Annotated in this window: 19 protein-coding genes; 7 read left to right on the forward strand and 12 right to left on the reverse strand. The window is 64.0% G+C overall.

Going from position 1 to position 21,110, the window contains the following annotated elements; all coding sequences use genetic code 11:
- Nucleotides 1-27 precede the first annotated feature (27 nt).
- From KVX96_RS18540 to hmgA, 7 genes are read right to left on the reverse strand one after another with little or no spacing between them, the layout of a single operon-like run.
- A complete protein-coding gene (locus KVX96_RS18540; protein WP_261196324.1) occupies nucleotides 28-222 on the reverse strand; it encodes a DUF2783 domain-containing protein in 195 nt (64 codons plus the stop codon).
- Nucleotides 170-1,861, reverse strand: coding sequence for an FAD-dependent oxidoreductase (locus KVX96_RS18545; RefSeq protein ID WP_261196465.1), 1,692 nt, complete (start codon nucleotides 1,859-1,861; stop codon nucleotides 170-172). Before KVX96_RS18545 ends, KVX96_RS18540 begins: the two co-directional genes overlap by 53 nt.
- Nucleotides 1,861-2,811, reverse strand: coding sequence for an MBL fold metallo-hydrolase (locus KVX96_RS18550; protein WP_261196325.1), 951 nt, complete (start codon nucleotides 2,809-2,811; stop codon nucleotides 1,861-1,863). Before KVX96_RS18550 ends, KVX96_RS18545 begins: the two co-directional genes overlap by 1 nt.
- Before the next feature lie 12 nt (nucleotides 2,812-2,823).
- On the reverse strand, nucleotides 2,824-4,092 hold the full coding sequence (fahA, locus tag KVX96_RS18555) for a fumarylacetoacetase (protein ID WP_261196326.1): 1,269 nt from the start codon (nucleotides 4,090-4,092) through the stop codon (nucleotides 2,824-2,826).
- A complete protein-coding gene (gene maiA, locus KVX96_RS18560; RefSeq protein ID WP_261196327.1) occupies nucleotides 4,089-4,730 on the reverse strand; it encodes a maleylacetoacetate isomerase in 642 nt (213 codons plus the stop codon). The genes fahA and maiA overlap by 4 nt, the downstream gene beginning before the upstream one ends.
- Complete coding sequence (locus KVX96_RS18565) at nucleotides 4,727-5,086, reverse strand: DUF1428 domain-containing protein (RefSeq protein WP_261196328.1); 360 nt, start codon at nucleotides 5,084-5,086, stop codon at nucleotides 4,727-4,729. Before KVX96_RS18565 ends, maiA begins: the two co-directional genes overlap by 4 nt.
- Nucleotides 5,083-6,369 (reverse strand): homogentisate 1,2-dioxygenase, encoded by a 1,287-nt coding sequence (gene hmgA / locus KVX96_RS18570; protein WP_261196468.1) that lies wholly within the window; start codon nucleotides 6,367-6,369, stop codon nucleotides 5,083-5,085. Before hmgA ends, KVX96_RS18565 begins: the two co-directional genes overlap by 4 nt.
- 388 nt (nucleotides 6,370-6,757) lie before the next feature.
- Here hmgA and KVX96_RS18575 point away from each other — a divergent pair, with 388 nt between their 5' ends.
- Genes KVX96_RS18575 through KVX96_RS18585 form a run of 3 tightly spaced genes read left to right on the forward strand, consistent with a single transcriptional unit; the run spans nucleotide 6,758 to nucleotide 9,148 of the window.
- Nucleotides 6,758-7,435, forward strand: coding sequence for a hypothetical protein (locus tag KVX96_RS18575; RefSeq protein ID WP_261196329.1), 678 nt, complete (start codon nucleotides 6,758-6,760; stop codon nucleotides 7,433-7,435).
- Nucleotides 7,410-7,988, forward strand: a complete 579-nt coding sequence (locus KVX96_RS18580; RefSeq protein ID WP_261196330.1) for an ImmA/IrrE family metallo-endopeptidase — start codon at nucleotides 7,410-7,412, stop codon at nucleotides 7,986-7,988. The genes KVX96_RS18575 and KVX96_RS18580 overlap by 26 nt, the downstream gene beginning before the upstream one ends.
- Nucleotides 7,985-9,148 (forward strand): beta family protein, encoded by a 1,164-nt coding sequence (locus KVX96_RS18585; RefSeq protein ID WP_261196331.1) that lies wholly within the window; start codon nucleotides 7,985-7,987, stop codon nucleotides 9,146-9,148. The genes KVX96_RS18580 and KVX96_RS18585 overlap by 4 nt, the downstream gene beginning before the upstream one ends.
- Nucleotides 9,149-9,443: 295 nt before the next feature.
- Here KVX96_RS18585 and KVX96_RS18590 read toward each other — a convergent pair whose 3' ends face one another.
- The 3 genes from KVX96_RS18590 to KVX96_RS18600 all read right to left on the reverse strand — a co-directional run bounded on the left by KVX96_RS18590 (nucleotide 9,444) and on the right by KVX96_RS18600 (nucleotide 14,719).
- The gene (locus tag KVX96_RS18590; RefSeq protein WP_261196332.1) at nucleotides 9,444-12,617 is read right to left on the reverse strand and encodes an efflux RND transporter permease subunit; all 3,174 of its coding nucleotides are present in this window, start codon (nucleotides 12,615-12,617) and stop codon (nucleotides 9,444-9,446) included.
- Between the two features lie 4 nt (nucleotides 12,618-12,621).
- Nucleotides 12,622-13,869: an efflux RND transporter periplasmic adaptor subunit gene (locus tag KVX96_RS18595; protein ID WP_261196334.1), complete on the reverse strand. Its 1,248-nt coding sequence runs from the start codon at nucleotides 13,867-13,869 to the stop codon at nucleotides 12,622-12,624.
- Between the two features lie 94 nt (nucleotides 13,870-13,963).
- Nucleotides 13,964-14,719 carry a FadR/GntR family transcriptional regulator gene (locus KVX96_RS18600; protein WP_261196335.1) on the reverse strand — a complete coding sequence of 252 codons (756 nt, stop codon included), beginning with the start codon at nucleotides 14,717-14,719 and terminating at the stop codon, nucleotides 13,964-13,966.
- Nucleotides 14,720-15,125: 406 nt separating this feature from the next.
- Between KVX96_RS18600 and KVX96_RS18605 the strand changes: the two genes are divergently transcribed.
- The 4 genes from KVX96_RS18605 (at nucleotide 15,126) to KVX96_RS18620 (ending at nucleotide 19,425) form a co-directional block, all read left to right on the forward strand.
- On the forward strand, nucleotides 15,126-16,403 hold the full coding sequence (locus KVX96_RS18605) for an ABC transporter substrate-binding protein (RefSeq protein WP_261196337.1): 1,278 nt from the start codon (nucleotides 15,126-15,128) through the stop codon (nucleotides 16,401-16,403).
- A gap of 99 nt (nucleotides 16,404-16,502) precedes the next feature.
- Nucleotides 16,503-17,417: a carbohydrate ABC transporter permease gene (locus tag KVX96_RS18610; protein ID WP_261196339.1), complete on the forward strand. Its 915-nt coding sequence runs from the start codon at nucleotides 16,503-16,505 to the stop codon at nucleotides 17,415-17,417.
- Nucleotides 17,410-18,312, forward strand: coding sequence for a carbohydrate ABC transporter permease (locus tag KVX96_RS18615; RefSeq protein WP_261196340.1), 903 nt, complete (start codon nucleotides 17,410-17,412; stop codon nucleotides 18,310-18,312). Before KVX96_RS18610 ends, KVX96_RS18615 begins: the two co-directional genes overlap by 8 nt.
- A 15-nt stretch (nucleotides 18,313-18,327) precedes the next feature.
- The gene (locus KVX96_RS18620; RefSeq protein ID WP_261196341.1) at nucleotides 18,328-19,425 is read left to right on the forward strand and encodes an ABC transporter ATP-binding protein; all 1,098 of its coding nucleotides are present in this window, start codon (nucleotides 18,328-18,330) and stop codon (nucleotides 19,423-19,425) included.
- Nucleotides 19,426-19,432: 7 nt separating this feature from the next.
- Here KVX96_RS18620 and KVX96_RS18625 read toward each other — a convergent pair whose 3' ends face one another.
- Both KVX96_RS18625 and KVX96_RS18630 read right to left on the reverse strand, forming a co-directional pair.
- Complete coding sequence (locus tag KVX96_RS18625) at nucleotides 19,433-20,461, reverse strand: hypothetical protein (RefSeq protein WP_261196342.1); 1,029 nt, start codon at nucleotides 20,459-20,461, stop codon at nucleotides 19,433-19,435.
- Between the two features lie 124 nt (nucleotides 20,462-20,585).
- Entirely contained in the window at nucleotides 20,586-21,101 is a 516-nt protein-coding gene (locus KVX96_RS18630) for a DUF3299 domain-containing protein (protein ID WP_261196343.1), read from the reverse strand.
- Nucleotides 21,102-21,110 lie beyond the last annotated feature (9 nt).

Consider the following 21,110-nt stretch of genomic DNA (forward strand, 5'->3'; position numbering starts at 1 on the left):
GCGTGCCGCCGGGCGAACCATAGTTGCTTATGCCTGCTCTAATTTCGCTGCCGCCAGCGCCTCCCGCAGCACCGCCCGATCACCAATGTGATTGGCCAGCACAAGGATCAGCCGCGCGTTCAGCGCATCGCTTTCGGCTTTGCTCAGGCCCGCATGCGCGGCGAGCAGTTCATCGTAAAACCCATCCGCATCCGGGATGTTTGGCTGAAGGTTCACCGGCATCCGCGCCTCCCTTTCCGATGGCAATGGCAATCGCCGCGTCCACCTGCGCCGCCGTGGCCTCTGGCCAGCGCGCCGCGATGTGCTGATCCGGGCGCAGCAGGTAAAGCGCGCTTTCCGCTTCACCCAGGTACCGCTCCCGCAAGGCCCCCGTGGGATCATCCGCCGGTGTGAACAGGCGCAGCACCCGCACGGGAAGCACCCCCTGTAGCTGGGGCGCCTCCGTGTTTAGCGCAAGCAGGGTAAACCCGCCCGTCAGCCGCTCCAGCAAGAAGCCCTCCGCCAAGGGCGCATCCACCGCCGGAGCACCCACCCGCGTGCGCGCCGGGCCGCCAAGCTGATCCGGCCCGTTCAGCGACAGCCCGTCATAAACGCAAGGCACCGAAAGCCGCCCCGAATTCACCATCGGCCGCGCGAAAGCGTGGCGGCGGGCCAACTGCAGAACGGCATCGCGGAAGATCTGGCTGATCTCGCTTTTCGGCGTCAGGAAATCCGTGGCGCGGGTGGAATTCAGGATGTTTTCATCCGCCGCCACCACGCGCTCCTCATCGTAGCTGTCCAGCAGGCGCTCCGGCTCAAGCCCCCTTACCACCAGATCGAGCTTCCAGCCCAGATTGTCGGCATCCTGAAGGCCTGAGTTCGCCCCCCGCGCCCCAAAAGGCGAAACCTGATGCGCCGCATCCCCGGCGAACAGCACGCGCCCATGGCGAAACCGCGCCATACGACGGCATTGGAAGGTGTAGATGGAGGTCCACTCCAGCTCATAGTCCACCCCCTCACCCAGCATCGCATCCACCCGGGCGCGGATGTTCTCTTCCCGCAGCTCGTGCGCGCGGTCGATGTCCCAGCCAAGCTGGAAATCGATGCGCCAGATGTCGTCAGGCTGCTTGTGCAGCAGCGCCGAGGCCCCGGCCCCCTTGAAGGGCGGCGCGAACCAGAACCAGCGTTCGGTGGGAAAATCCGCTGTCATCTTCACATCGGCGATGAGGAAATTGTCCTCGAACACCCGGCCCTCAAAACCGAGCCCCATCATCCCCCGCACCGGCGAACGCACGCCATCGCAGGCCACGAGGTAGTCGGCTTCCACGGCGTAGGGCCCATCCGGCGTGTCGATCTGCAGAGCCACGTGATCGCCCCGCACCTCAAGCCCGGCCACCACGTTGCGCCCCCGGATCTCGATCGGCGCACCCTCCGCCTGCGCGCGGCGAAGCGCCTCCACGAGGAAGCGCTCGAAATGGGGCTGCTGCAGGTTGATGAAGGCCGGGAAGCGGTGGCCGCCCTCTGGCAACAGATTGAATTCAAACACCTTGTCTTCAGCGTGAAACACCTTGCCCACGCTCCAGACAACGCCCTTCTCCAGCATCGCGCGGCCCGCCCCAAGGCGGTCGGCGATCTCCAGCGTGCGCTTGGCGAAACAGATCGCGCGGCTGCCCTGCCCGACGCCTTCGTGATCGTCCAGCAGCAGCACGGGCGTGCCTTTGAGCCCCAGATCCAGCGCCAAGGCCAGCCCCACCGGCCCGGCCCCGACGATTACCACCGGATGGCGCTGAGGCGGCTGCTCCTGCGCTGCCACCTTGCGGTAGGGGTAGAGCCTGAAGGCCAGCGGATAACTGGCCCCAACGCTGGTGCCGCCCGCGCCCATCAGCCCTGCAGGGCCTCCCACATCTCCAGATCGCGCGCCGCGGTCCAGATGCGCGGATGCGCGATGCCGCGCGCTTCGTCATAGGCGCGGCTCACGTTGAAGGGCAGGCAGTGCTCGTAGATGGCGTAGCCGGAGAATTTCGGATCGCAGACCTCCCGCACGGCCTCCCATGCCTCTTTGAGCGTGCCGCCCTGCATCGCCACCCGATGGGCAGGCGCATAGGTGGAGGCGACGAAATCGCGGGTGCTTTCGATGGCGCGCGCCACGGCCGCCCTGCCCACCAGCGCACCGCCGCGCCCCGGCGCGATGGCGTCCAAGTCATAGGCCTTGATCCGGTCCAGCGTGGCACCCCAATCGCCGAAGTAGCCATCGCCGCAGTAGCAGGCCGAATGATCCTCCACGATGTCGCCGGTGAACATCACGTTCGCATCGGGCACATGCACCACCGCATCGCCTGCCGTATGCGCGCGGCCAATGTGGCGCAGATCCACCCGCCGCTTGCCGAGGTAAACCGTCATCCGGTCTGAAAACGTTGCCGTGGGCCACGTGAGGCCGGGGATGCTTTCATGGCCTTCGAACAGGCGCGGGAAGCGCTGGAACTCGCTGTCCCAATCCTCCTGCCCGCGCTCCACCACCATCGCCCGCGCCGCATCCGACATGATCACCTGCGCCCCGCCAAAGGCCGAGGCCCCCAACACGCGCACCGCGTGGTAATGGGTCAGCACCACATGGCTGATCGGCTTGTCGGTGACCTCGCGGACCTTCTCGATCACCTTCGCCGCAAGGCGCGGGGTGGCCTGCGCCTCCACGATCATCACCGAGTCATCGCCGATGATCACGCCGGAGTTCGGATCGCCCTCCGCGGTAAAGGCCCACAGCCCCTCGCCGATCTCATCGAAACTGATCGCCTTTTGGGCCGTGTCGCCCTGCGATGCGAATGCCTTGGCCATGTTCTCCTCCTCCTACCCTCGCGCGAAGGGCTCTTTCAGGGCGGGCAGCAGCCTGCCGCTGCACTCGCCAAAGCCCACCTGATAACCCTCGCCCCGCGCCGCCCCCTGCAGCGTGAGCGTGTCTCCGTCCTCAATGAAGCTGCGGCTGCCGCCCGTGTCCAGCGCAATGGGCTCCTTGCCGCCCCAGCTCAGCTCCAGAAGCGAGCCCCGGTTTTCGCGTGCAGGGCCGGAGATTGTGCCGGAGCCCAAGAGATCGCCCACCCGCATCGGGCAGCCCGAGGTGGTGTGATGCGCCAGCTGCTGCGCGGCGGAGTAATACATCTCGTTGTAGTTCGTGCGCGCGATGGTGGTTGCGGGTTTGCCATCCGGCGCAAGGGTGACGGCAAGGTCGATGTCATAGAGCATGGGGCCGCAGTCCTTCAGATGGTCCAGCAATTCCACCTCCCGCTTCGGCGTATCGCATCGGAACGGGGCGAGCGCCGCTGCCGTGACGATCCACGGGCTGATCGTGGTGGCCGTGGCCTTGGCCTGAAACGGCCCCAGCGGCTGGTACTCCCAGGCCTGAATGTCGCGGGCGGACCAGTCGTTGAGCAGCACGTAGCCGAAGATATTGGCATCGGCCTCTGCCACCGAAATCGGCCCCTCGCTCGCGACGCCGACGATGGCCCCAAGCTCCAGCTCGATGTCAAATCGCGCGGAAGGCGCGAAGCGTGGCGCGGCCGCGTCGGGTGCTTTCACCTGCCCCCACGGGCGGCGCACGTCGGTGCCGGATACGACCACGGACGAGGCCCGCCCATTGTAACCGATGGGAATATGCAGCCAGTTCGGCGGCAGCGCGTTCTCCGCCCCGCGAAACATGGTGCCCACGTTGGTGGCATGGTGCCGCCCGGCGTAGAAATCGGTGTATTCGCTCACCCGGAAGGGCAAATGCAGCGCCGCCTGCGCCATTGGCACGGTATAGGCGATGAGCGCCTCCTGCGTGGCCTCCTCCGCCCCTTCCGCCAGCAGCGCCTGCAGCTGCGCGCGATAGGCGACCCAGGCCTTTGGCCCGAGTTCCATGAAATCGTTCCAATACGGCGCATCGAGAACGTCGGCCTCGGGATCGGCGCGCAGGATCCCGACGACCTCTAGCCCGGTGGCATCCAGAATGCGGTCGCCAATGGCCACGCCGCAGCGCAGATCGCCGTCCTCCACCGAAAAGACCCCATAGGGCAGGTTGTTGAGGGGGAAGTGCGTTTCAGCGGAGTTGGCGCTCTCGAGCCAGCTTTTCAGCAGCGTCATGCGGGGGCCTCTGTGGGTTTGAGAGTGTCTGGGTGGGCGGCGGCGATTTCCGGCAGGGCGAGGCAGGCCGCCTCAACCCGGCGCAACCTTGGGTAGGGGGCAAGATCCACCTCCCACCGCCGCGCGTTGTAAAGCTGCGCCACGAGGCAAAGATCGGCCATGCTGGGGCCATCGCCGAGCGCAAATTCCGTATCGGGCGAGGCCATCGCCTCGGCGGCCTCGAAGCCGCGCGTCATCCAATGGACCATCCAGTCCTTCGCCTGCGCCTGACTTGCGCCGAACACATTGTGCAGGTGATCCACCACGCGCAGGTTGTTGACCGGGTGAATATCCATCGCCACCACATGGGAAAGCGCCTCAACCCGCGCCTTCGCAAGGGGATCTTCCGGCAGCAGGCGTGGCGCGGGGTGGATGGCGTCCAGATAAGCGATGATCGCCAGCGATTGGGTGAGCACCGTGCCATCGGCAAGCGCCAGCGCAGGCACGCCATGGGCCGGGTTCAGCGCCACGTAGCCCGGCGCATGCTGCGCCCCGGCCAACAGATCTACCGGAACCTCTTCAAAAGCACAGCCCTTCAGGTTCAGGGCCGCCCGCACCCGGAAGCTGGTGGTGGAGCGCCAGTAGCCGTAGAGCCTCATGCCTCATCCATGATCACGTCGAAGCCGCCGAAGATCATGCGCGGGCCCGCGACGAGATCCAGATCCATCAGCGCCGCCATGCGCGGATCCTCAAAGACAGCCTTATGCGCGGCATCGCGCGTGGCCCTGTCCGAAAACTCCATCCACGAAAAGGCGGCCGTCTCATCCTCGGCGAGTTCCACCGCACGCGGGAAGGATGTCCGCTCCCCATAGGGCACATCATCGGCCCAAGTTTCCACGCAGCGCGTCGCGCCATTTTCCAGATAGAGCGCCGCCGCCGCGCGCGACATCGCGATGTAATCGGCCTTGCGCGCGGTTTTGACAGGCACCACGAAACCTTCCACGTAAGCCATCATTTCTTCCCCGGTGTGCCGTCGAACTTCTTCTCAAGCGTGGCCCAGCAGTCGATGTAATCATCCTGCAGCGGGGCCTCCTGCCCGGCGAAAGCCGTCAGCTGCTGCGGAAAGCGCGTCTCGAACATGAAGGACATGGTGTGGTCCAGCTTGTCGGGGCCGAGGTTGGCGTTGGAGGCCTTCTCGAACGCTTCCCGGTCGGGGCCATGGGGCAGCATCATGTTGTGCAGGCTGATCCCGCCCGGCACGAAGCCCTGCGGCTTGGCGTCATACTGGCCGTAGATGTTGCCCATCAGCTCGCTCATGATGTTCTTGTGATACCACGGCGGGCGGAAGGTATCCTCCGCCACCATCCAGCGCTCGCGGAACAGCACGAAATCGATGTTCGCCGTGCCGGGCTGCCCCGAAGGCGCGGTGAGCACGGTGAAGATCGACGGGTCGGGGTGATCAAACAGCACCGCCCCCACCGGGCAATAGGTGCGCAGATCGTATTTGTAGGGCGCGTAGTTGCCGTGCCAGGCCACCACGTCCAGCGGGCTCTGGCCGATTTGCGTCCGGTGGAACTGGCCGCACCATTTGACGGTGACGGTGGAAGGCACCTCGCGATCCTCGAACGCCGCCACGGGGGCCTTGAAATCGCGCGGGTTGGCCATGCAGTTCGCGCCAATCGGCCCGCGCCCGGGCAGTTCGAACTTCTGGCCGTAGTTCTCGCAGACAAACCCCCGGCACGGCCCCTCCAGAACCTCCACCCGGTACAGCAGCCCGCGCGGCAGGATGGCGATCTCCTTGGGCTCCAGATCGAGGATCCCCAGCTCCGTGCAGAAGCGCAGACGCCCCTCCTGCGGCACCACCAGCATCTCGCTGTCGGCAGAGAAGAAATAGCTGTCCACCATGCTCTCGGTCACGAGGTAGACATGGCTCGCCATGCCCACCTGCGTGTGCACATCACCCGCCGTCGTCATGGTGCGCATGCCGCTCATCCAGTCCAGCCCCTCGCCGGTGTGGGGGACAGGGTCCCAGCGGTACTGGCCAAGGCTGATCACGTCCTCCACCACATGGGGGGCGGATTTCCAGTAGGGCAGATCGATCTTCTCGTAGCGGTGGGAGTGCTTCACGGACGGCCGGATACGGTAACACCACGTGCGCTCCGGGCGCACATCGGTGAAGGCGGTGCCGGAAAGCTGCTCGCCGTAGAGCCCGTAGGCGCACTTCTGCGGCGAGTTCATCCCCTGCGGCAGCGCGCCGGGCAGGGCCTCGGTTTCGAAATCATTGCCGAAGCCGGGCATATAGCCCTCATGCGCCCCGGGCAGCGAGGGCGCCTGCGTGAGGCCAGACAGGGTCTGGGCCGACTGTGTCTGGGCCAACTGAGTCCGGGCCGAGGGTGCGGATTGGTCGTTCATCAAAGCCTCCTGCGCTGCATGGAGACTCGGAGGTAACAGTTGCTTTTGTAACTAACAATGGAGGAGGGGGGCGTAAAGCGGACTTTCTCTGCAAGAGCGAGCCCTGCAAACTATCACTGGGGAAGCCGACGTTCATTGGACGGTCAGATCATTGATTTTACTGCAACGCCGCGTGCAGCGAACCGCGGCTGGTCGCCTGAAGTAGTATCCCTGTCCGCTTGGTAGTGCCCTTCTGCGGGGCTACGCTTTCCTAAAAGCGCGCAGCGGTTGAGAGTTGCAAGTGATTGCGCCGCATGCAAGGATTGCTGGCGCAATATCCAGCAAGAAATTTCCAGCAAGAAATTTAATGAACCAAGAACGACCAAATGCCACAGCGTCACCCAGCAGGCTGACAATTGGGATCGTGATAGCTACATCTGTTCTGTCTTCTATGGCAACCCTTGCTGCGGCGTACGGCTGGACTCGCTTTCGAGTCATTTTCTCGACGTTCCCTGAAAGCGACTGTTGGACCTACGGCGACAAAAGCATTTGCTTCTTCGACAATACGATGACTTCCGATGGCATGATCGCCGTGCTGTCGAGCTTTTACACGAACCTGATCGTCATTTTGATCGGCATCCTAACCCTCATTGGAATCATCGCCGCCTTGAGCCTTCGCTACTCAGCCAAGCAGCATGTCGAAGCTGAATTGCCGACACTCACCAAGAACTTCTTCACCAACAATTCAGGTAGAGCTCTGCTCATCGAACAGATTGCAGAGGGAAGCAGGGAAATGAAAGATACCGTTGACGGACTTCAGGAGAAGTCACGAGATCACGGTGAGTTTATTGCTGGGTTTTCAGACCGCCTTGAGCGCCTCGAATATCAAGTAGAAGAAATGGATACAGGTGAAACTGTAACCGAACCGGATGAAGAAAACACTCAGCTTGGAGCTGACGAACATGGTGTCTAAATCGCCTCGTAGGCCGCAACGCCCTGGAACAGTAGCTAGCCAAAGAGATTTGCCTCCGCCGGGGCTTCTGGACACGCCAGAACAGGTCTTGAAATACTACGAACGAATGGGGCTTCCGTTAGACTCATCCATCCCAATCGAGACGATTATTAAGTCAAACAACGAGCTTGACCTAAGCTTCAAGGATCTCGGGATCAATGACGCTTACATAAAGCGTTTAGCTGACGACAGGTTCGAAATCGCGGTGAACTCCAAACATCATCCCAACCGCCAGCGGTTTTCTATGGCGCATGAGTACGCTCACTACTTGCTGCACCGAGGGAAAATCGACTCGATGCCCGAAGGCGAGCGAATTCTGCATAGAAACGGCGACAAGAACTCGATCGAGTATCAAGCTAACACTTTTGCCGCCGAGTTGCTCATGCCAGAAGTTTTGGTGCGCCGAGCTTTCCGCGTGTCACATGGCAATCTGACGAAGATGGCGTTGGAGCTAGGAGTTTCAAAAGAGTCTCTGAAATATCGCCTCAGTAATCTGGGCTATCGTGTAGCATGACATATCATCTGCTCCTCAAAATGGGCGACTCAGAGATACGCGCGTGGAAGCACTTGAGCCCGCAACGGAAAGCTGCGCTGTCGGTTCACTGCGAGATCACCAGAGGAAGGAAACGTCCGAATAAAGACAAATCGGCACCAATAGAGTACAACATCGCGAAGATTTACTCGGCAATCGCCGAAGATTTCACCGAGTGTCAGGTCTGCGTGGTGGACATCACAAGAGAGCCGTCGCTGCGATCAAGCGAAACGCAGTCGCTAGGTAATAGCGCCAACGGCTACGCCTTATGGGTCGCGAAGGTGAATGAACTTCATGCGGAGAATGCCAAGGTTCGACCGACACTTATCGTCAATCCGAGTGAGGACGACGACTACAATCAGTACGAGACCGCTATTCTAACTCAGTTCGACGCATTTGCGGAGCGATATGACTTAATATCATATCGAGCGTCGGTACTTCACGACGAAGGCTTTATCGATGACTTGACTATGCTGGCCGATAGGGCGAATGCCTTTGTTGAGCAGGGAAAACGATTTGAGATACTTCTCGATTTCGAATTCGTTCAAGCATCAACGGCACCACTCCATGCAGCTTATGTAGCTCCGCTCATTAGCCAGATTCGCACAATCATTCCTCACGCAAGCATCGTAAGCCTTGGTACGTCCTTCCCAAAAAGTGTAACAGACGTTGGAGACGAAGAACGAGACGAATTTCGTCTCGAAGAACTTGCGCTGTATGAAGCGATAAACCGGGCGCAGAACCAGCCGATCGAATATGGCGACTATGGCTCGATTAACCCCATACGGAACGACGCATTTATCCCAGTTGGGCAATACCTACGAGCAAGGATCGACTTTCCAACCGATAAGAAGTCGATCTACTACCATCGCGTTGCGCCCAACGTAGACCCCAATACGAAGAAACTAATCTCGCCCAGGAGCTCGATGTACAAGGCTGCAGCAAAACGCGTCATGGCGGATGCAAGCCATAGTCCGCTCCGCGGCTCTTGGGGATATGATAAGATTGTCGAAGCCGCGACCAAGGCACCGGAGGGGAGCTCTCCAAACTTCTGGATCTCTGTAAGGATGGAAATGCATATATGTAGACGCCTTGATGCAATGGCTCAACAGGCGACCTCCAGTGGACTTGGGGACACCTAGTTTATGAACCCGCGTCGACGGTTATTTTATAGCTTGGCGTTCCGGCGTGACCGGGAACCACGCATCGAAAATTGAATATACCAGAAGAACGGCGGGGTATTGGTGGCATGTGCGGCGAACGACAGGAATGTCCGCGATGCAAACCTCGGATTGGTTAAAATGCTGCGGCCAGGATGAATGGCCGATCCGGTGATGCTGCGGTGCGGCATTGACGGCCACCCCGAAGGGGCGGACTGGGCCGTTTGCTACTAATCCAGCGTGACTTCTGGAAGTCCAAGGACTGCCAAAGGCCCCCCTACTCCGCCGGAGCCGCAACCGCAGCCGGGTCCGGCGACACTCTGTCCCGCCCCGTGAGCGCGAGGCGCAGGAGGGGAGGGACGGTGAGCAGGGTCAGGAAGGCCGACATTGACAGGCCGCCCACCACCACGGCCCCGAGGCCCCGGTACAGCTCCGAGCCCGCGCCGGGGAAGAGCACCAGCGGCAGCATCCCGCAGACCGACGTCAGCGTGGACATGAAGATCGGCCGGATCCGGTTGCGCGTGGCCTCCTCGATGGCGGCCACGGCGTCCATCCCGTCCTGCCGCATGTGGTGCAGCGTCTGGTGCACGATCAGGATGGCGTTGTTCACCACGATCCCGATCAGGATCACGAAGCCCAAGAGCGTGAGCATGTCCAGGGGTTGGGTGCCGATCCGGTTCAGCACGGCGAGCCCGCCCACGCCCCCGGCCGCCGCCACGGGCACCGACACCAGCACCACCAGCGGCAGCACGAAGCTTTCAAACAGGATCGCCATCACGAGGAAGACGATGATCAGCGCCACGACGAGGTTGATCTGGATCGCGTTCCATGTTTGCGAAAGCTGGTCCGCCGTGCCGGAGACTTCCACCCGCACGCCCGGTGGCAGGCCGCGCTGTTGCAGCGGCGCGATGACCTCGCTCTCGATCAACTCCACGGCGGCTTCCAGCGGCAGCGCGTCCGAGGGGCGGACTTCCAGCGTCACCGTGCGCAGGCGTTCGAGGTGGCGGATCTCGGTGGGGCCGGCCGTGACGCGCACATCCGCGAGCCCGCTCGCGGAGACGATCTGCCCGCCCGGCGTGACGACGGGAAGCGTGGCGATGTCCTGCGTGCGCAGGGCGTCCTGCAGGGTGGCATCGCCTTTCAGGGTCAGGTCGATCCGGCGGTTGCCCACGTTGATCTCTGCAATGCGGATGCCGTCGTTATAGGCGTCCACCGTGGCGGCCAGATCCTGCGTGGTGAGGCCGGCGTCGGCAAGGCGGATGCGGTCCGGGATCAGCCGCACTTCGGGCGCGCCCAGCTCAAGGCCGGGGATCGGGCGGAACTGGTGGCCCTCGGAGCGCGGCAGGAGCCCGGCGATGATGCCCGCCGCCTGCCCGGCGACGCCGAGGATCTCCTCCAGCTCGTTGCCGGAGATGTTCACCTCGATCGTGCGCCCGCCGCCCACGCCCCGGCCAAAGAGCGAGGGCTGGGTCATGAAGCCGAAGGTGCCCGGTTCGGCAAAGATCGGGCGCGAGAGGATCGGGATCACCTCGGCCACGCGGCTCTCGTCCACCGTCGCCGCGCCCACGAAGCTGTTGCCGGGCGTGGCCACGAAGAAGAAGCTTGAGAGCGCCGGCGTACCGTCGGCGGTTTCAGCCTCTGGCGCGGCTTCCCACATGGGCTGCGCCACGGCCTCGATGCGCTCAGCGATGGTTTCAGTGGTGGCGAGGTTGTAGCCCGGCGGCGGGATCAGCAGGCCGAACACGAGGTTGCGGTTGCCCTCGGGCAGGTATTCGAGCTTGGGCAGGAAGGCGATGGCCGCCAGCGCCGCGCCTGTGCCGATGGCCGAGACAAACAGCAGCCCCAGCGCGCGGAAGCGCACCGTCATCCGCACGTAGGCCATGATCAGCCAGCTGAAGCCGGCGGCGAAATGGTCGATCCCCGGCAGGCGTACCGTGGACGCCCCTTTGGGCGACAGGATCCGGCTTGCCAGTGCGGGCACCACGGTCACGGCGACCACGAGCGAGAGCAGCACAGACACCGAGATCGCCACCGCGATGTCGCGGAACAGCTGCCCGGCCTCAAGCTCCATGATCAGGATCGGGATGAAGACCATCACCGTCGTCAGCGCCGAAACAAGCACCGCCCCCCAGACCTGCTTGGCCCCGTGATAGGCGGCCTCGCGGCGGCGCATGCCTTTTTCCTGCAGGCGGTAGATGTTTTCCAGCACCACGATGGCGGCATCCACGATCATCCCCACGGCAAAGGCGATGCCGGCCAGCGAGATAACGTTCAGCGTCCGGCCCGTAGCCGCCATGGCCACGAAGGTTGCCACAATGGAGACGGGAATCGCGAGGCTCACCACCAGCGTGGCGCGGGGGCTGCGCAGGAAGAGCAGCAGCACACCGGCCGCCAGGAGCCCGCCGATCCAGATGTTCTGCACCACCAGATCGATCGCGCTCTCGATATAGATCGTCTCGTCATAGACCTGCTCCAGCACCAGACCTTCGCGGGCCACTGGGCCGTCCTGCAGTTCGGCCAGCACGCGCTGGACCTCATCCATGGTGGAAATCACATTTGCGCCTTGCTCGCGCACGATGTTGAAGGCGAGCGCCTGTTCGCCCCGGAAACGCAACTGCGCGTTGGAGACCTTGTAGGCAAAGCCCACATCGGCCACGTCTTTCACCAGCACCCGGCCCAGCGTATTCTCGGTGCCCAGCGTTTCGCTGCGCAGCACCACGTTTTCCACCGCGTCGATGGTGTCGAGCTTGCCTTCCGCGCGCACCACGTAGCGGCGCTTTCCCTCGTCCACGTCCCCGGCGGAGAGGCTCACGTTCTCGGCGCGCAGCCGTTGGACGACCTGCGGGATCGTCAGCCCGTAGCGGGCCAGATCATCCGGGTGCACAACGATCTGCAGCTCCCGCGACACGCCGCCAAAGACGTTCACGGTGGAGACGCCATCGATCCGCTCCAGCCGCTCCTTGATCTCATCTTCAACGAAATCGCCATAGTTCGGCAGAGGCTGGCTCACGCCCTCGCCCGCCTTCACCATGACCCAGGCAATCGGGCTGTCGTCCGCGCCGGAGGTGTTGAGCGTCGGCTCGCTGGCCTCGTCGGGATAGCCGCCGACGCGGTCCAACCGGTTGGAAACCAGCAGGAGCACGTCGCTCACATTGGTGCCGACGGCGAATTCCAACGTCACCTCGGCCTGTCCGGTGCGGGCGCGGCTTGTCATCCGGTCGAGCCCCTCAAGGCCGCGAAACGCGTCTTCCTGCGGGTTCACGATCTCGCGTTCCACCTCGGCAGGCGCCGCGCCGGGCCAAGCGGTTTCCACCACGACGATGGGTTTGCGCACATCGGGCGCAAGCTGGACGGGGATGCGGGTGAGGGCGAGGATGCCGAACATCACCGCCATAAAGACGATGGCGATGACGGCGACGGGGCGCTCGATTGCGTAGCGGATCGGGTCCATCGGCCTAGCCCTGTTCGCTGGCGTTGTCGGCCACGACGCGCGGTGCGGTGTCTTCCGCCGCTGGCCCGCCCTGCGCTTGCGGCGGGCCTTCGGCGGGGCGGCCCGGCGGGCCACCGCCTTCGCCCGCGCCGGGGCGTCCACCGGGGGCCCCTGCCCCGGCCGGGGCGATGGGCTGGCCGGGGCGCAGGCGTTCGTTGCCGCGCACCACGACCTCATCGCCCAGTTGCAGGCCCGAAAGCACCTCAAAAGCACCGCCCACCGCCGCGCCGATTTCCACCGGGCGCGGGGCTGCCGTGCCGCCGTCGTTCACGAAGACGCTCCAGCCGCCGCGCGCCTGCACCAGCGCATCCTTGGGCACCACGAGCACCTCGCGCGGGGCGCTGGTGGGCAGATCGAGTGAGATCGACTGCCCCACCGCCTTCGGCCCCGCCGCCTGCGTGATCGCAAACAGCACCGGGCGCGTCTGGGTGTTGGCATATTCGGTGGGCAGGATGGCCCGCAACGACAGGTTCAGCCGCGCACCCGTGGCCGTCTGGGCGGCAACGTCGCGGCCCGTTTCCAGCACGTCCACCAGCTGGCTCGGCACATTGGCGCGCACTTCGATCTGATCCAGATCCAGCAGCGAGACGACCTCGCTGCCCGCGTTCACATATTGCCCGACCTGCGTGGACAGCGTGAGCACCACGCCATCGAAAGGCGCGCGGATGGTGGCGTTGCGCAGGGTGTAGCTGGCCTCGTCCATCGTGTTGCGCGCCGCCGCGATGCGCGCCATGGCCTCCTGCATCAGCCCTGTGGCCTCGGCCAGCGCGCTTTGGCGCTCTTCCAGCGATGCATCGGAGATATTGGCGCTTGCGCGCAAGGTCTGGGCGCGCTCGAAGGCCTTGCGGGCGCGGTCCAGCCGCGCTTCGGCCACCTGCACCCCGGCTTCGGCGATGGCCAACTGGCTTTCGGCCCGCCGCGCCTCGATCTGCAGCAGTTCCATATCAAGCTGGGCAAGGATGTCGCCCTTCTCCACCCGGCTGCCCACACGCACCGGCACCTCCACCGCCACGCCCGGCACCCGCGCCGCCACCGCGCTTTCGCGCTCCGCCACCACTTGCCCGAACACGCGCGTGGTGTCGCTCATCTCCACCAGCGTGACAGGCGCTGTTTCCACCCCGGCGGGCCTGCCTTGGGCAGCGGCGGAAACGGCGGTCAGGACTATGACGGCGAAGGCCGCCAAGGCGGGCAAGGGGGGGCGCTGAAATGTCATCGGGGCTCTCACGAAGGCGGCTATACCAACGTATACGGAGCGGCCCGCCGTTCGGATCAATCGCAGCTTGCAAAAAGCGCCCCGCGGGCGCGGATCACTCCGCCCGCAGCGAGGGCAGATCCACGGCGGGCATCGTCTGTTTCAGCTCGTCGATGTCGCTGGCGTTCTTGTCCAGCAACGTACAGACGCGCTGGCGCGCCAGATCCGGGTTGCGATCGCGGATCGCCTCGGCAATCCAGACGTGATCGGGGATGTTGCGGATGAAGCCTTCGTTGGCGTGGGTGAAGAGGCTGAAATTGCTCAGCAACAGCCGCTCGATGGCGGTGGCGAGCGAGCGCAGCAACGGGTTGCCCGAGGCCGCCAGCAGCACCTTGTGATACTCGGTGTCCCAATGCACGGCCTGCGCCGCCGTGCCGCCCTTCGCGCCCATCTTCTCGCAGCATTCAAACAGCCGCAGGATCTGTGTGGCGCTGGCGCGCGTGGCGGCGAGCGCGGCGGCCTCGGGCTCGATGATCCGGCGCAGTTCGGACAGCGACTGGATCAGCGCCTCATTGGTGGCGGTGTCCTGAATGAGCCAGTCGATCACCTGCGGATCGAGCAGGTTCCACTCCTCCGGCGGGCGCACCGTGGTGCCCTTCTTGCGCGCCGACACCACGAGGTTCTTGCCCGCCAGCGTTTTCACCGCCTCGCGCACCGCGTTGCGGCTGGCGCCGAATTCCTCGATCAGTTCTTGCTCGAACAGCACATGTTCCTCGCGGCCCATCTCGCCCGAGACGATGCGGCGGCCCAGCACGTCGATGATGTGCTGGGTGATATTGGGCCGCTGTGCGGGCTTGGCCGGATCGGTCATCTACACATGTGTCCCTGTGGGGCGGCCCGCAGGCGCTGCGGTTGCCTGATAAAGCCCGGCCTCTGACTGCGCGTCAACCTTGCGCGCCGCGCATCTGGCACGGGATTGGCTCCCTTTGGACCTTCGTTTTTGCGGCAGCACGTCGGCTCTCCTCCTCAGCCTGAACGCCCGGCCCTTCCGGCAAAGGGCGCATCAGTTTCGCGGAAACATCCCATCCTCAAGTCCCACTTGTCAAATATTAAATACTACTTGAAATGATGTCATGTCCCACTTAACAATTTCTGCACGGTGAGATTCGCGCAGCCCTGCCGCGCCGCTCGCCGCAGATGTTCACTGGCCGCCGCCGCAGGGAGGAGACCCGCCGCGACAGGCCGCAAAGGACTGAACCATGGGGGAGGAGACCCAAATGAAAGCGACGAAGAAAACCGCGCTGCGCGCAGGCTGCGCCAGCCTCGTGGCCCTCGGCCTCTGCGCATCTGCCGCGCAGGCCCAACCCAAAACCAACATGATGCACCAATGGGCGCAGGGTTCTGAAGCCGCCGCCATCGCCAAGCTGGGTGAGATGTTCGAAGCCGCCGGCGGCGTCTGGGAGCAGACGGCCATCTCCGGCCACACCTCCAACACGCTCGCCAAGCTGCGCTCTGACGTGGTGGCCGGCAACGCGCCCGCCGCCGTGCAGCTCAAGGGGCCGGAAATCGCCGAGTGGAACGCCGCCGGGGCCACCGCGAACCTCGACGCCACCGCCGCCGAGCAGGGCTGGGACGCCGTGGTCGCGCCCGAGCTGCTGACGGTGATGAAGCCGACCGGCAACTGGGTCGCCGCGCCGATGAACATCCACCGCGTGAACTGGCTCTACTCCTCGCGCGCCATCCTCGATGAGCTTGGCATCGCCGTGCCCACCACCTGGGCCGAGTTCAACGACGCCTGCGACAAGATCCAGGCCGCCGGGAAGATCTGCATCGCCCATGGCGCGGCGGATTGGTCCGACACCACGACCTTTGACAGCGTCGTTTACGGCATGGACGCCGAGCTCTATCGCAAGGCCTTCCAGGAAGCCGATCTGGACGCGCTGCGCAGCGATGGCATGGTCAAGGCCTTTGAGCAGCTGCGCAAGATGGTCGGCTACATGGATGACGGCATCAACGGCCGCTCCTGGGAGCAGTCGATGACGATGACGATGACCGGCGAAGCCGCCTTCTTCCTGATGGGCGACTGGACGGTGGCCTCCGCCAACCTCGCCGGCTTCTCCGAGGACACCGATTACTACTGCACCCAGACGCCGGTGGACTGGGGCGGCAACGGCTTCATCCTGAACTCCGACTCCGTCGTTTTCTTCAAGCAGAAGGACGACGACTACATCGAAGGCCAGAAGCTGCTGGCCGAGATCATCATGTCGCCGGAGTTCCAATCCACCTTCAACGTGGCCAAGGGCTCGATCCCGGCGCGCACTGATGTGGATCTTTCCGTGGGCGGTTTCACCAAATGCCAGCAGCAGGGGCTTGAGGATCTGAAAGCCTCCGTTTCTGAGGGCACGCTGGTGCGCTCCATGGCCCACAACATGACGGTTCTGCAGAAGTTCCGCGGCGCGATGATGGAAGTCATCACCGAGTTTGTCGCCGACGACAGCATCTCTGCCGAAGAGGCCGCCAACCAGCTGGCGGATGCGGTCGAACTGCAGATGTAAGCTCTCCCTGCCGCCCCGGCCGCGTCCACGTCTTTGGGCCGGGGCGGTTTTTTTCGACCCTTCGTCTCCCCGTCGGCAGACTGGCAGAAGGAGCCCGCCGTGCCCCCCGAACCCAAAACCCGATCCGCGCACCGCTGGGGCGAGATCACGCCGCAGATGGTACTGGTGCCCAGTGTCATCGTCGCCGCGATCTACGTGATCGGCTTCACGATCTGGACCTTCTGGATCTCGCTCTCCACCTCCACCCTGCTGCCCGATCCGACCTACGCGGGCTTTGGCGAATACGCCAAGCTCTGGGGCAGCAAACGCTGGACGGTGGCCTATCAGAACCTCTTCATCTTCGGCACGCTCTACGTGCTGGGCACGCTTCTGGTGGGCACGCTTCTGGCCGTGCTGATCGACCAGCGGGTGAAGTTCGAATCCATCTGGCGCACGATCTACCTCTATCCGCTGGCAATCTCCTTCATCGTGACCGGCACCGTCTGGCGCTGGATCTTCCACCCCAACACCGGCGTGGAACTGGCCCTGCACGACATGGGCTGGGCGGCGGCCAAGTTCGACTGGATCACCGATCGCGATCTGGCGCTTTACGTGGTGGTGATCACCGGCATCTGGCACGCCTCGGGCTTTGCCATGGCGCTGATCCTCGCCGGCCTGCGCTCGGTTGATGGCGATCTGGTGAAGGCCGCGCAGATCGACGGCGCCTCCATGCCGCGCATCTACCGCAAGGTGGTGCTGCCCACGATCTGGCCGATCTTCATCGCCGTCACCGTGGTGCTACTGCAATTCGCCATCAAGACCTATGACCTCGTCGTGGCGCTCACCCAAGGTGGCCCCGGCGTGGCCACCACCGTGCCCGCGATCGTTGTCTATGACCTCATGTTCCAGCGCGGCCAGATCGCGCAAGGGGCGGCGGCAGCCGTGATGATCCTCGTGGCGCTGGCCGCCGTGCTGATCCCCTACGCGCTGTGGATGGCGGTGCAGAAACGCAAGGAGGGCGCCCGCCATGGCTGAGACCCATCAGCAATTCGACCCGCTGTCCACCGGCAGCCGCGGCCGCCAGATCACCGCGAAATCCATCGTCTACGGCGCGCTTGGCCTCTTTGCGCTGATCTACATCGCGCCGCTGCTGATCATCCTTCTGAACACGCTACGCCCGCTGGACGACATCGTGCGCACCGGCTTCATCGCCCTGCCCGAGGCAGAAACCGCTTCGCTGAAATACTGGGCCGAGGCCTGGGGCAGCTTCTGCATCGGCGGCACCTGCGAGGGCGTTTCGCGCTTCTACAAGAACTCGCTCCTGATGACGATCCCGGCCACCGTGCTTTCCACGATGTTCGGCCTGCTCAACGGCTATATCCTGTCGAAATGGCGCTTCCGCTATGACGGCTGGGTCTTCGGGCTGATCACGCTGGGGGTCTTCATGCCGCAGCAGATGACGCTGCTGCCCTGGGCCTGGATGCTGGGCAAGCTGGGGCTCTCCAACACCATCGCCGGGCTCGTTCTGGTGCACACGGTGCAAGGGATCTCCTTCACCACGCTGTTCTGCCGCAACTACTTCGTCTCGATACCGGACGATCTGATCAAGGCGGCGCGCATCGACGGCGCGGGCTTCTGGCGCATCTTCCGCCGGATCATCCTGCCGCTCTCGCCGCCCATCGTCATCGTCACCGTGATCTGGCAGTTCACCGGCATCTGGAACGAGTTCCTCTTCGGCACCGTGTTCACCTCCGGCGGCAACCAGCCGATCACCTCCGCCATCGTCGCCTTCTCCGGCAGCGGCACCGGCGAGCGCCACTACAACGTGGAGGCCGCCGCCGTGATCATGGCCGCCATCCCGCCGCTCATCATCTACGTCGTGGGAGGCAAGTACTTCGTGCGTGGCCTCACGCAGGGCGCTGTCAAATAACAGGAACCGCTGATCATGTCCTCACTCACCATCAAGGATCTCCGCAAGAGCTACGGGTCCGTCGAGGTTCTGACCGACATCAACCTTGAAGCCGAAAGCGGCGAGTTCATCGCGCTCGTGGGCCCCTCGGGCTGCGGCAAGTCCACACTGCTGAACATCATCGCGGGGCTGGAAAGCGTCACCAGCGGGCAGGTCGCCATCGAGGGGCGCACCGTGAACGATGATGCGCCCAAGGACCGCGACATCGCCATGGTCTTCCAGTCCTACGCGCTCTACCCCACTATGACGGTGCGCGAGAACATGACCTTCGGCATGGAGTGCCGCAACGTGCCCAAGGCCGAGCAGAAGGAAACCGTGCAACGCGTGGCGGAGCTTCTGCAGATCGGCCCGCTGCTGGATCGCAAGCCGAGCCAGCTTTCGGGCGGGCAGCGGCAGCGGGTGGCCATGGGCCGCGCGCTGGTGCGCGATCCCAAGCTGTTCCTGTTCGACGAGCCGCTCTCCAACCTTGATGCCAAACTGCGCATCGAGATGCGTTCGGAAATCAAGAAGCTGCACCAGCGCGTCGGCAAGACGACCGTCTACGTCACCCACGATCAGGTGGAGGCCATGACGCTCGCCAGCCGCATCGCGGTGATGTTCAAAGGCGTGCTGCAGCAATACGACACGCCTAAGGAAATCTACGAGCGCCCGCGCAACATGTTCGTGGCGGGCTTCATGGGCTCGCCGACGATGAATTTCCTTGAAGCCACCGTCACGCTCGCGGGCGGCACCCCCGCCCTGCGCTTGGCCGGTGTGAAAAGCCCCCTGCCCCTGCCCGACGGCAAATTCGCCAGCCTCACGGAGGGGCAGCAGGTGATCCTCGGCGCGCGGCCGGAACATTTCAACCCGGTCCACGCCCACCGCGGCGACGCCACGGCCCGCGTCACCGTGCTGGTGGATATGGTGGAGCCGACGGGCTCGGAAACCATCCTGATGGCCAGCCTCAACGGACAGCCCGTGGTGGCGAGCGTGGAGCCCGACGACGCGCCGGACGAAGGCCAGCCCATCGAGCTGGCCCTGAACATGAGCAAGATCTGCCTGTTCGATCCGAAAACCGAGCTGCGGTTGGAATAAAGCCGCCTCAGCCCGCGGGCAGGATCTTCACTTCGGCGTTGATCTTCTCCACATAGCCCGAAATTGCCTCGGCGCTTTCAGGCTGGTAGAGGCGGATCACCTGCGTCCAGCCCGGCTGCACATCCATGCTGTTGGGCTGGCCGGGGCAATTGTAGCGGAAGGTGATGGAACCATCGTCATTGGCGGTGGCCGCGCGGTCATTGAGCGCGAAATTCTCCTCCACGATCCAGCTTTCCGCGCTGTAGGTGGTGACGGAGAAGAACGCCCCCTCGTCATATTTCAGCGGCGGGCGCGGCAGGGTCATTTCCGAACAGGCCCCTTCCGCCGAAGCGCCTTCGGGCACGATCGTCGAGATATAGACGGCATCCTTGTAGGGCAGCCCGCCCCAGCCCTTGGCGGTGGCGATCAGGAACATCTCCGGGTCCACATCCTCGGGCCGCCCGAAAAACAGCTCCGGCTTGTCGGCCTCACCCGCCCGCGCCACCAACGCGGCGCGCACCTCATCTAGGCTTTTGGTGTCAAAGCCTTTTGGCGGGTAAGGTTCCGCCGAGGCCGCCTCGATCCCGAAACCATCCTGATGCGCATAGGCGGCGGCTAGGCCAGCCTCATCGGTGGAGCGCAGGCCCGTGCGCATGTTGAGGAAAACGTAGCGCCCGGTCGTCAGATCCTCAGGCGTCAGCGTCACGCTTTCGCCTGCGTAGAGCACGTGCAGCGTGTAGTGGGCCTCATCGATGATCTGGATCATCGAGAGGTAATCCCACGCCGGGTTGCTGATCGTCGCGCCGCCCATCGTGTCCACCACAGCGTGGCTGTAGAGCACATCCTTGTTCTCCGTGATCACGAATTGGTTCTCGGGCCCGGACGGCTCCCGTGAATGGCGGATGGTGTTGATGGCGTGCTCGGCGGAATGCTCCGCCATGTAGCGATCCGTTTCCGCGATGGTGAAATTCTCAAGCGTGACGGGCGTGCCCTCGGCATGCGCCGCCCCGGCAACCATCAGCGCCACAACGGCGGCGGCGCGTTTTGATCCATTCATCAACAAACTCCCTTCCGAAACCAACACGGGCGCGGCAACCCACGCCCACCCGGCATTGCTAGCATGGGTGTTCTGGCACTTTGGGGTAAAGACTACGTTGATGCAGGCCAGCCCGGCCCCTGCTCTACGCTTTGTAGCGGCGGATCTTGCTGGCTTCGATGGTGTAGCCCACTTCGGCCAATTCGGTGCTCGTGACGGCCGTGTTGAACAGCCCCGTCACCTCGACGGGGTCAAACAGATCCGACATCTCGTAAGGCTTCGCGCTGTGCACCAGCACAAGCTGGTTCGCGGGCGGGGGCGGCACATGGATGCAGGCCCCAACGAAAGGCGCGAGGATGAATTGCGTCACCCCCGTTGCACTGAATTCCAGCGGCACCACGAAGCCCGGCAGGCGCACCTCCTGCCCGTTGTAGGCCTCCGTCACGCCGGAGGCCGCGACCTGCTCGAAGCCGGTGGACAATTCGCCATGCTGCACCACGCCCAGCTCGCGGATCTCTTCCAGCAGCGTGACGTCGCTGCCCGTCGGGATCAGGTCGGCCCAGTCAAGCTCCGTCACATCCTTCCAGAAGGCCTGCGCGGGCAGCGCGGGGGCGAGCCCGGCGGCGGCGAGCGTGGTAAGGAGATGGCGGCGTGTGGGCAAAGGCGGCTC

Source organism: Pseudoruegeria sp. SHC-113 (genome assembly GCF_025376885.1).
Taxonomy (GTDB): domain Bacteria; phylum Pseudomonadota; class Alphaproteobacteria; order Rhodobacterales; family Rhodobacteraceae; genus Pseudoruegeria.